This window comes from Sinomonas sp. (genome assembly GCF_051955515.1).
In the GTDB taxonomy this organism is placed as follows: Bacteria; Actinomycetota; Actinomycetes; order Actinomycetales; family Micrococcaceae; genus Sinomonas.
Map to the genome: position 1 here is coordinate 1 of NZ_JBQCGQ010000178.1, position 10020 is coordinate 10020.

9 protein-coding genes and 1 riboswitch are annotated in these 10020 nt (G+C 66.9%); of the genes, 7 read left to right on the forward strand and 2 right to left on the reverse strand.

Annotated elements, in window-relative coordinates:
- Nucleotides 1–149 precede the first annotated feature (149 nt).
- A riboswitch (ZMP/ZTP riboswitch) is annotated at nt 150–234 on the reverse strand.
- Nucleotides 235–325: 91 nt separating this feature from the next.
- Nucleotides 326–1417 carry an NAD(P)-binding domain-containing protein gene (locus ACTHL9_RS10075; RefSeq protein ID WP_440518798.1) on the forward strand — a complete coding sequence of 364 codons (1092 nt, stop codon included), beginning with the start codon at nt 326–328 and terminating at the stop codon, nt 1415–1417.
- A 5-nt stretch (nt 1418–1422) separates the two neighbouring features.
- Nucleotides 1423–2271 (forward strand): formyltetrahydrofolate deformylase, encoded by an 849-nt coding sequence (gene purU / locus ACTHL9_RS10080; RefSeq protein WP_440518800.1) that lies wholly within the window; start codon nt 1423–1425, stop codon nt 2269–2271.
- A gap of 309 nt (nt 2272–2580) precedes the next feature.
- Here the strand turns inward: purU and ACTHL9_RS10085 are convergent, their stop codons facing one another.
- Together ACTHL9_RS10085 and ACTHL9_RS10090 are read right to left on the reverse strand one after the other, a co-directional pair.
- Nucleotides 2581–3102: a gamma carbonic anhydrase family protein gene (locus ACTHL9_RS10085; protein WP_440518802.1), complete on the reverse strand. Its 522-nt coding sequence runs from the start codon at nt 3100–3102 to the stop codon at nt 2581–2583.
- A gap of 65 nt (nt 3103–3167) precedes the next feature.
- Nucleotides 3168–3311: a hypothetical protein gene (locus ACTHL9_RS10090; RefSeq protein ID WP_440518804.1), complete on the reverse strand. Its 144-nt coding sequence runs from the start codon at nt 3309–3311 to the stop codon at nt 3168–3170.
- On the opposite strand from ACTHL9_RS10090, the gene ACTHL9_RS10095 reads away from it, so the two are divergent.
- The 5 genes from ACTHL9_RS10095 (at nt 3310) to ACTHL9_RS10115 (ending at nt 9732) form a co-directional block, all read left to right on the forward strand.
- Nucleotides 3310–4404, forward strand: a complete 1095-nt coding sequence (locus ACTHL9_RS10095; RefSeq protein ID WP_440518805.1) for an ROK family transcriptional regulator — start codon at nt 3310–3312, stop codon at nt 4402–4404. The genes ACTHL9_RS10090 and ACTHL9_RS10095 overlap by 2 nt on opposite strands.
- Nucleotides 4405–4530: 126 nt before the next feature.
- Nucleotides 4531–6075 (forward strand): multiple monosaccharide ABC transporter ATP-binding protein, encoded by a 1545-nt coding sequence (gene mmsA / locus ACTHL9_RS10100; protein ID WP_440518807.1) that lies wholly within the window; start codon nt 4531–4533, stop codon nt 6073–6075.
- A gap of 40 nt (nt 6076–6115) precedes the next feature.
- A complete protein-coding gene (gene mmsB, locus ACTHL9_RS10105) occupies nt 6116–7387 on the forward strand; it encodes a multiple monosaccharide ABC transporter permease (protein ID WP_440518809.1) in 1272 nt (423 codons plus the stop codon).
- 53 nt (nt 7388–7440) lie between these two features.
- Nucleotides 7441–8538, forward strand: a complete 1098-nt coding sequence (locus ACTHL9_RS10110) for a substrate-binding domain-containing protein (protein WP_440518811.1) — start codon at nt 7441–7443, stop codon at nt 8536–8538.
- A 114-nt stretch (nt 8539–8652) separates the two neighbouring features.
- Nucleotides 8653–9732 (forward strand): Gfo/Idh/MocA family protein, encoded by a 1080-nt coding sequence (locus ACTHL9_RS10115; protein ID WP_440518812.1) that lies wholly within the window; start codon nt 8653–8655, stop codon nt 9730–9732.
- Nucleotides 9733–10020: the final 288 nt, after the last annotated feature.

Here is a 10020-nt window from a genome sequence, read left to right on the forward strand (position 1 = left end):
GCGGGAGGTTGCTGACGGAGGACACAGTGGGATTCGCGGTGGTCACGGGATCTCCTGGGTTGGGCTCGGAGTGCTACTGGTCAGGCTACCGGCCGTCATGCTGCGGCCGGAACTCTCATGGCCGGGCGTGACGACGCGGAAATGCTCAACCGCATGGCCCAGGCGTACGACCCGCGATGTCCCGTTCGCCGCTCCCCGGTGGTGACCCACCCAACGCCAGTCGCGGCCCGCCCAGTCTACCGCGCTGACTGCGGGAACAGTCGAGGGGCCTTCTTGGTTACGTGGATAGTTGACGTGTCACGAAAAAGACCCGGAAGGACCTCGTGTGGAGCCTCTCAAGGCGGAGCCTCTGAAGACAGTGGTGATCGGTGCAGGGCAAGCTGGGCTCAGCGCGGCCTATTGGCTGCAGCGGCGGGGCCTCCAGCCGTGGGTCGACTACGTCGTCCTCGACGGCAACGACGGTCCCGGCGGTGCGTGGCGCCACCGGTGGGACTCGCTCACGTTCGACTCCGCGCACGGCCTCCACCCCCTCCCCGGACTCCCGCTCGAGGCGCCCGATCCCGCGGAGCCCAGCTCCGCCGTCGTCAGCCGCTACTACGGCGAGTACGAGCGCACCTTTGAACTGCCCATCCTCCGCCCGGCGCGAGTCGCCGTGGTCTCGCGAACGGACGACGCCGCCGCCCTCCTCGTGCGGGCGAGCGATGGCAGGTCTTGGCTCGCTGACACCGTCATCAGCGCGACCGGGACCTGGGATCGCCCACATTGGCCCCGCTACCCAGGGCAGGAGCTCTTCCGCGGGCGGCAGCTGCACACGCACGACTTCGTCTCGGCCGACGAATTCCGGGGCCAGCGCGTGCTCGTGGTCGGCGGCGGGACGTCCGCGGTGCAGTTCCTCCTCCAGCTGGAGGCCGCAGGCGCCAGCACGTTCTGGTCCACCCGCCGAGCGCCCGACTTCACGGCGGTGCCGTTCGACGCGGACTGGGGTGTCGACGTCGAACGCCGCGTCAACGAACGGACGCGTGCTGGCCTGCCGCCGCTGAGCGTCGTCGCCGCCACCGGACTCCCGCTCACCGAGCAGTACCGCGCGGGGATCGCGGCAGGCGTGCTCGTCTCGCGCGGGCCCCTCGAGCGCCTCACCGCGGAAGGCGCTGTGCTCGCGGACGGGAGTGAGCTGGAGCTCGACGCGATCCTGTGGGCCACGGGCTTCCGTGCCTCGCTGGGGCACCTCGCGCCGCTGCGGCTGCGCGAGCCGGGCGGCGGGATCCTCATGGCCGACGACGGCGTAAGCGTCGTGCGCGAACCGCGCCTCTTCCTCGTGGGGTACGGCGCATCGGCCTCGACTGTCGGCGCGACGCGGGCCGGACGTGCTGCCGCCCTTGCCGCCCTGCACGCCCTCAGCCCGGCACCGATAACCTAAGACGCGTGGTACGCAACTCCTTCATCGTCACGCTCTCCTGCCCCGACCGACCCGGGATCGTGCACGCGGTCTCCGGCGCCCTGCTCGAGGCCGGCTGCAACATTTCCGAATCCCGCCAGTACGAAAGCCGGGACACCGGGACGTTCTTCATGCGAGTCTCCGTCGAGACGGACGAGCCGCGCGACGCGCTCGAGGCCGCCCTCGCGCCGGTTGCGCAGGCGTTCGACATGAAGCTCGGCCTCTACAACGAAGGCGAGCGGGTCCGCACACTCATCATGTGCTCGAAGGACGGCCGAACCCTCAACGACCTCCTGTTCCAGCAGCGCACGGGATCCCTGCCGATCGACGTGCCAGTGATCGTCTCGAACCACACCGACCTCGCGCCGATGGCCGAGTTCTACGGCATCCCGTTCGTGCACCTGCCCGTCACGTCGGCGACCAAGGCGGAAGCCGAGGCGAAGCTCCTGGCCCTGGTCGAGGAGTACGACGTGGAGCTCGTGGTGCTCGCCCGCTACATGCAGATCCTCTCCGACGACCTGTGCCGCGCCCTCGAGGGCCGGGCGATCAATATCCACCACTCGTTCCTGCCTTCCTTCAAGGGCGCGAAGCCGTACCACCAGGCGCATGCGCGCGGCGTCAAGATCATCGGGGCCACCGCGCACTACGTCACCGCCGATCTCGACGAGGGCCCTATCATCGAGCAGGAGGTCATCCGGGTGGACCACTCGAAGACCCCCGAGCAGTTCGTCCAGCTGGGCCGCGACGTCGAGGGACGCACACTCAGCCGCGCCGTGAAGTGGCACGCCGAGCATCGCGTCCTCCTCGACGGGGCCAAGACGGTCGTCTTCGACTGACCTTCTGGGAGGGGGCGCGCCCTCCCGTTGCGCCGTCACCTCCGCAGGGTCCCCTCCCGTTGCGCCGTCACCTCCGCAGCGTCCCCTCCCGTTGCCCCGTCACCTTCGCAGGGTCCGCCCCCGTTGCGCCATCACCCTCGCACCCTGCAAACGTGACGACGCAAACGGAGCCCAGCCCCCGCCGTCGCCCGCGAACCCTGCAAACCTGACGGCGCAACCGGAGCCCAGCCCCCGCCGTCGCCCGCACACCCCGCAACGGTGACGGCGCAACCGGAGAGGACCCCGCAAAGGTGACGGCGCAAGGGGAGGTCAGGCGGACGCCGTCGCCTCCCGGTGGGCCTGGGCCAGCTCAACATAGTGGGCGGCGTTCCTGTGGACGCCCTGCACTTCGTCGTCGGTGAGTTCTCGCCGGACCTTCGCCGGCACGCCGGCAACGAGCGAACGCGGCGGGACAATCGTCCCCTCGAGCACGACAGCGCCTGCGGCGACAAGCGAACCCTCACCGATCACGGCGCCGTTCATGATCGTGGCGCTCATGCCGACGAGGACGTTGTCCTCCACCGTGCACCCATGGACGACGGCGTTGTGCCCCACGGAGACGCCGGAGCCGACGGTACAGGGGAAGCCCGCGTCGGCGTGGAGGACCACGTTGTCCTGCAGGTTGCTCCCGGCGCCAACAGTGATCGTCGCGGTGTCGGCGCGCACGGACACACCGTAGAACGCGCTTGCACGCTCCCCCAGATGCGCGTCTCCGATGATGTTCGCCGTCGGGGCGACGAAGGCGCTGGGGTGGATGTCGGGCCGCTGGCCCCCAAAGTCGATGACAGGCATGCGCCCAGAGTAGTGCGCACCGGAACTGAGGGACTGAAACGTTAACATAAGTGGGCGTTTTGCGTTCACATCTTGACGACAAGCGCCCACCAGTCCATGCTGTGACCCATGGTCTCCACCCTGCGCTCGACGGCGAGCGCCTCCAGCAATCCGGGCTCCCAATCCGCCCTTCGGCGGTTGAACGAGCAGCGCATCGTGGAGGCGCTCATGACCGGACCCGCCACTCAGGCGGAGCTCTCGCGCGCTACGGGCCTCTCCACCGCTACAGTCTCGAACATCGTCAAGGTACTGCAAGACGCCTCGATCGTCGCGACCGAACCCACGACGAGCTCGGGGCGCCGCGCGCTGAGCGTCCGCCTCAACAGCAACAGCGCTGTGGCGGTGGGAATCGACTTCGGGAGGCGTCATCTGCGACTCGTCCTCTCGAACCTGGGGTACGACGTGCTGGCTGAGGAGGCGATCTCGCTCCCCTTGGGCCACGAGGCCGACGTCGGCATCGCGGCTGCCGTCGATGTCCTCGACTCGCTGCTCGAGCAGGCAGGGGTGGCGCGCCGTGACGTCGTGGGGGTGGGCGCCGGCATTCCCGGCCCCATCGACCACAGGACAGGGTCCGTGGCGCAAGGCGCGATCCTCCCCGAGTGGGTCGGCTTCAACCTGCTCTCGCACCTTGAGGACGTGCTGCAGCTCCCCGTCTACATTGACAACGACGCCAATTTGGGCGCGCTCAGCGAGGTGACCTGGGGTCCGCACAGCAGTGTCTCGAACCTCGTCTTCGTCAAGATCGGCTCGGGCATCGGCGCAGGCCTCATCCTCAATGGCCAGCCCTTCTACGGGCATGTGGGAGTCACGGGAGAGATCGGGCACGCCACGATCGTGGAGCACGGCCTGGTGTGCCGGTGCGGCAACCGCGGGTGCCTCGAGACGGTGGCCTCGACGACCACCATGGTCGAGCTCCTGAGCCGGGGCGAGAAGGAGCCGATCACGCCTGACGACATCGTGCGCCGTGCCCTGGCCCACGACCCCGCAACCCTGCGGGTGATCGACGATGCTGGGCTCGCCGTCGGGCGTTCGCTGGGGAACGTCGCCAACCTCATCAATCCCGAGGTGATCGTGGTCGGCGGCCCTCTGGCCGAGCTCGGTGACATCCTCCTGGAGCCCATCCGCCGGGGGCTCATGCGGCACGCGGTGCCCCTCATCGGCCAATCGACGACCGTGACGATGTCGGCCCTCGGCTCCCGCGCCGAGGTCCTCGGAGCGGCCGCGCTGGTCTTCCAGCACGCTGACATTTCCCATCATTCCTGATCGCGTTCATATCGGTTGCGTTAAAGGCTTGACGACAACCTGCGCGTGAGGGTTTACTCATTCCTCAGACGGCCCCGCCCCCGCGGACGGCCGGACAATGAGGTTCGACCAGGAGGCGAAGGGCATATGGCCAACGAACCTGTAATCCTGCAGATGCGATCCATCACGAAGGAGTTCCCGGGCGTCAAGGCGCTTTCGGACGTCAATCTCAGCGTCAAGGCAGGCGAGATCCACGCGATCTGCGGCGAGAACGGCGCCGGCAAGTCCACGCTGATGAAGGTCCTCTCCGGCGTGTACCCCCACGGGACGTACTCGGGCGAGATCGTCTACCAGGGCGAGATCCAGGAGTTCAAGGACATCCGGGCCAGCGAGCACGCCGGCATCGTGATCATCCACCAGGAGCTCGCGCTCATCCCAGAGCTCTCGATCATGGAGAACATCTTCCTCGGCAACGAGCCCGCCAAGCGCGGCGTGATCGACTGGAAGGAGGCCCGGCGCCGCTCGATCGAACTTATGGCGCGGGTGGGCCTGACGGAAGATCCGGACACCCCGATCAAGGAGATCGGAGTCGGCAAGCAGCAGCTCGTCGAGATCGCGAAGGCTCTCAACAAGTCGGTCAAGCTCCTCATCCTCGATGAGCCCACGGCCGCCCTGAACGAGAGCGACTCCCAGCATCTGCTCGACCTGATCCTCGGCCTGAAGGGCCGCGGCATCACGTCGATCATCATTTCCCACAAGCTCAACGAGATCGAGCAGATCGCAGACTCCATCACGATCATCCGCGACGGCAAGTCCAGCGAAACGCTCGACGTCACGGCCGACGGCGTGGACGAGGACCGGATCATCAAGGGGATGGTGGGACGGACGCTCGAGTCCCGCTTCCCGGACCACACGCCGCACATCGGTGAGGTCCTGTTCGAGGTGAAGGACTGGACCGTGCAGCATCCGAGTGTGCCGGACCGTCTGGTGTGCAAGCGGTCGAACTTCTTCGTCCGGAAGGGCGAGATCGTCGGCTTCGCGGGTCTGATGGGGGCCGGACGCACCGAGCTCGCGCGATCGATCTTCGGCCACTCGTACGGCAAGTTCATCTCGGGCCAGACCTTCATGCACGGCAAAGAGGTCAGGATGCACACGGTCGCCCAGGCGATCGATGCCGGGCTCGGCTACGTCACGGAGGACCGCAAGTCGCTGGGCCTGAACCTCCTCGACGACATCAAGACGACGACGGTCTCCGCGGGCCTGAAGAAGATCACCAAGGGCCTCGTCGTCGACGTGAATCGCGAGTACCAGATCGCGGAGGAGTACCGGAAGTCGCTGCGGACCAAGACCCCGAGCGTGGACGAGGGCGTGGCGAAGCTCTCCGGCGGCAACCAGCAGAAGGTGGTTCTCGCGAAGTGGATGTTCACCGATCCGGAACTGCTCATCCTCGACGAGCCGACGCGCGGGATCGACGTCGGCGCGAAGTACGAGATCTACGGGATCATCCAGCGCCTGGCCAACCAGGGCAAGGGCGTCATCGTGATCTCCTCCGAGCTCCCCGAGCTGCTGGGCCTCTCGGACCGGATCTACACGATCTTCGAAGGCGCTATCACCGGCGTCCTCGACAAGGAGGAAGCCACGCAGGAAAGCCTCATGAAGCTCATGACCCAAGCCCGCAAGCGCGTTGCCTGAAACGCAGAAGACAGCCAAGGAAGCACCGCAAGGAAACATCATGGACGCCCTCAAGAAGCTCTTCGGCGGCAACACCCGTCAGTTCGGCATGATCTTCGCCCTCGTGGCCCTGATCATCCTCTTCCAGATCCTCACCGGTGGCCTGACCCTGACGCCGGACAACGTCATCAACCTCTTCAACGGCAACTCCTACATCCTCATTCTCGCGATCGGCATGGTCCTCGTGATCATCGCGGGGCACATCGACCTCTCGGTCGGCTCCATCGCGGCAGCGGTCGGCATCATCGTGGCCATCACGATGCGGGACTGGCACCTTCCCACGTGGGTCGGCATTCTCTTCGGTCTGGCCATCGGCGCGGTGATCGGCGTCTGGCAGGGCTTCTGGGTCGCCTACGTGGGGATCCCGGCGTTCATCGTGACGCTCGCCGGCATGCTGATCTTCCGCGGCGTGAACCAGTTCATCGGCCAGTCCAACACCGTGCCGGTCCCCCAGGACTTCCAGTACATCGGCGCCGGCTACCTGCCGGAGATCGGCCCGGATACGGGCTACAACAACCTGACGCTGCTCATCGGCTTCCTCGGCGTGGCCTTCGTGGTCTACAGCGAGCTGCGGAACCGCCGCGAGGCGAAGCAGCTCGGCGCTGAGGTGCCCGAGCTGTGGGTGACCGTGACGAAGGTCGTGCTCATCTGCGCGGCAATCCTCTATGCGACCTACCTCTTCGCGACCGGCCGGCCGGGGACCTCGTTCCCGATCCCGGGCATCATCCTCGGCGTGCTCGTGCTCATCTACGGCTTTGTCTCCGCGAAGACGATCATCGGCCGCCACATCTACGCCGTGGGCGGCAACCGTCACGCGGCCGAGCTCTCCGGAGTCCAGTCGAAGCGGGTCAACTTCCTCGTGATGATGAACATGGCCATCCTCTCGGCCCTCGCGGGCATGGTGTTCGTGGGCCGCTCCACCGCGTCGGGTCCGTTCGACGGCACGGGCTGGGAGCTGGACGCAATCGCCGCAGTGTTCATCGGCGGCGCGGCCGTGACCGGCGGCGTCGGCACCGTGATCGGCTCGATCGTCGGCGGTCTGGTGATGGCCGTGCTCAACAACGGCCTCCAGCTCCTCGGCATCGGCGCGGACCGGACCGCGATCATCAAGGGCCTCGTGCTCCTCGCCGCCGTCGCCTTCGACGTCTACAACAAGTCGCAGGGCCGCCGCTCGATCATCGGACTGCTCATGCGCAATGGCAGCAACCGGGCGGTCCCCGCCCAGCCGGACGAGACGACCAAGACCAGCGAAGTCCTCGCGAAGGAAGCCTGAAAAACCTCAGGCCCACAGATTTCCCCACCCGGAAAATACAGAAAGCGAAAACCATGCGAATGTTTGGCAAGGCAGGAAAGGCAGCAGCAGTCGCTGCCATCGCAGCGCTGGCGCTGACCGCCTGCGGTCGCTCCGAGGGCCCCTCGGGCGGGTCCAGCAGCGGAAGCGGGGGCTTCGCGCAGAACTCGGTCATCGGCGTCGCCCTCCCCCAGAAGACGTCGGAGAACTGGGTTCTCGCCGAGGGCCTGTTCAACGACGGCCTCAAGAATGCGGGCTTCACGCCGAACGTGCAGTTCGCGAACGGCGGCGTGAGCGAGCAGCAGAACCAGATTTCGACCATGGTCACGAAGGGCGCCAAGGTCATCATCGTCGGCGCCATCGACGGTTCCCAGCTCGGCACCCAGCTCAAGCAGGCCAAGGATGCCGGCGCGACGATCATCGCGTACGACCGCCTCCTCAAGAACACCGACGCGGTGGACTACTACGTGGCGTACGACAACTACAAGGTCGGCCAGCTCCAGGGCCAGGCGCTCCTCGACGGCATGAAAGCCAAAAAGCCGAACGGCCCGTACAACATCGAGCTTTTCGCAGGCTCCCCGGATGACGCCAACGCGAAGGTCTTCTTCGACGGCGCCATGAGCGTCCTCCAGCCCAAGATCGACGACGGCACGCTCAAGGTCCTCTCGGGCCAGAAGTCGTTCGACCAGGCAGTGACCCAGGGGTGGAAGGCGGAGAACGCCCAGAAGCGCATGGACACCCTCCTCGCGGCGAGCTACAACAGCGCACCGCTCGACGGCGTGCTCTCCCCGAACGACACGCTTGCCCGCGCGATCATCACCTCGGTCAAGAGCGCCGGCAAGCCGATCCCGGTGGTCACTGGCCAGGACTCCGAGGTCGAGTCGGTCAAGTCGATCATGGCCGGCGAGCAGTACTCCACGATCAATAAGGACACGCGCAATCTCGTGGCTCAGGCGATCGACATGGTGAAGAAGCTCCAGGCGGGCCAGAAGCCGGACATCAACGACGACAAGTCCTACAACAACGGCAACAAGGTCGTCCCGGCCTACCTGCTCCCGCCGGTCATCGTGACGAAGGCCAACGCCAAGGAGGCCTACGCCAACGATCCGACGCTGAGCAAGCTGACCCAGTAGTCGAGTTAACCCAGCAGAGCTGTTCAGCTCGCCTGGGCGACCACAGACGACGGCGGCCGTCCCCGCGTGGGGGCGGCCGCCGTCGTCGTTCGTCCCCATGCAAGGATGGGGTGTATGACGCGTCACATCCAGAACACGTGGCTCTCCCTCCAGGACAACACGGACCCCCTCGCCGCCACCGGCGAGACGCTGCGCTGGGGCGTGGTGGCCACGGGCGGGATTGCGCGGACGGTCGTGCGGGACCTCTCGATGCTTCCGGACGCCATCCTGCATGCGGTCAGTTCCCGCAGCCGGGAGCGCGCGTCGGAGTTCGCGCGCGAGTTCGGCTTCCGCCGCCACTATGCGGACGACGACGGCGTCCCCGGCTATGCCGCGCTGGCGCAGGATCCGGAGGTCGACGTCGTGTATGTGGCGACGCCGCACGCCCAGCATTACGAGGCGGCCAAGGCCGTGATCGAGGCGGGAAAGCACGTCCTCGTCGAGAAGGCGTTCACGGTGAATGCCCACGAGGCACAGGAGCTTGTGGACCTCGCCAAGGCACGCGGCGTTTTCCTGATGGAGGCGGTGTGGTCGCGGTTCCTCCCGTCCATGCAGAGGGCGTTCGAGATCGCCGAGTCGGGCGAGCTCGGCGCTGTGCGGTGGGTCTCCGCCGATCTGGGGTTCCCCGCTCCCAAGGATCCGACCAACCGCATCTGGGCCGTCGAAGCCGGCGGCGGGGCGCTGCTCGACCTCACCGTCTACCCCCTCCTCTGGGCCGTGGGGGCGCTCGGCTTCCCGGATTCCCTCACCGCGCTTGGCACCCTCAACGAGGACGGCGTGGACGAACAGAACGTCCTTGCGCTCGGGTACAGCGGGGGGCAGCTCGCCACCCTGACGTCGTCGCTGCTGGCGCATGGCCCGCGGGCCGCCACCATCGCCGGCTCGGAGGGAGTCCTCACGACCCTGGGCAGCATCAACAATCCGCGGGAGCTCGTGGTGCGGCGCGGATGGGACCCGCCGCGCACCGAGCACTTCGACGCGGTCGGCCGGGGCTATGTGTACGAGCTGCGCGAGGTGACGCGCTGCGTTCAGGCGGGCGTCACCGAGAGCCCGACCATGCCTTGGGCACACACCCTCAGCACCATGCGGCTTTTCGATGGGGTACGCCGCCAGCTTGGCGTACGCTACCCCAACGACGAGCGCGTCACACGCTAACGTCTACTTGACAGCGCATGACAAACCCTCGGGCGAGGTTTTCCTGCGGGGTCTAGCGAATTCGCGGTGACAGTTTTAGCATGGCGTCATTACGAGCAATTCAACCGGGTCCTTAACGCTGGGGAGGAGGGGACATGCGGTTGACAGCGGAGACGCGTCAGCGCGTCCTCTCTGCCGCACGCCACGCGGCCATTGCGGCCGGCATCGGAGTCGGTTGGCTGCTGCTGTCTGGCCAATCGGCGAGCGCTGACTCCCACACGAGCCCGCAGCTGCCCGCGGTTTCTGGCG

What these genes read in the sequence shown, in the direction of transcription:
- ACTHL9_RS10110 (WP_440518811.1), top strand. Translation starts at nt 7,441, where the DNA reads ATGCGAATGTTTGGCAAGGCAGGAAAGGCAGCAGCAGTCGCTGCCATC.
- ACTHL9_RS10085 (WP_440518802.1), bottom strand. Translation starts at nt 3,102, where the DNA reads ATGCCTGTCATCGACTTTGGGGGCCAGCGGCCCGACATCCACCCCAGC.
- ACTHL9_RS10095 (WP_440518805.1), top strand. Translation starts at nt 3,310, where the DNA reads ATGACCGGACCCGCCACTCAGGCGGAGCTCTCGCGCGCTACGGGCCTC.
- ACTHL9_RS10115 (WP_440518812.1), top strand. Translation starts at nt 8,653, where the DNA reads ATGACGCGTCACATCCAGAACACGTGGCTCTCCCTCCAGGACAACACG.
- ACTHL9_RS10090 (WP_440518804.1), bottom strand. Translation starts at nt 3,311, where the DNA reads ATGAGCGCCTCCACGATGCGCTGCTCGTTCAACCGCCGAAGGGCGGAT.
- mmsA (WP_440518807.1), top strand. Translation starts at nt 4,531, where the DNA reads ATGGCCAACGAACCTGTAATCCTGCAGATGCGATCCATCACGAAGGAG.
- mmsB (WP_440518809.1), top strand. Translation starts at nt 6,116, where the DNA reads ATGGACGCCCTCAAGAAGCTCTTCGGCGGCAACACCCGTCAGTTCGGC.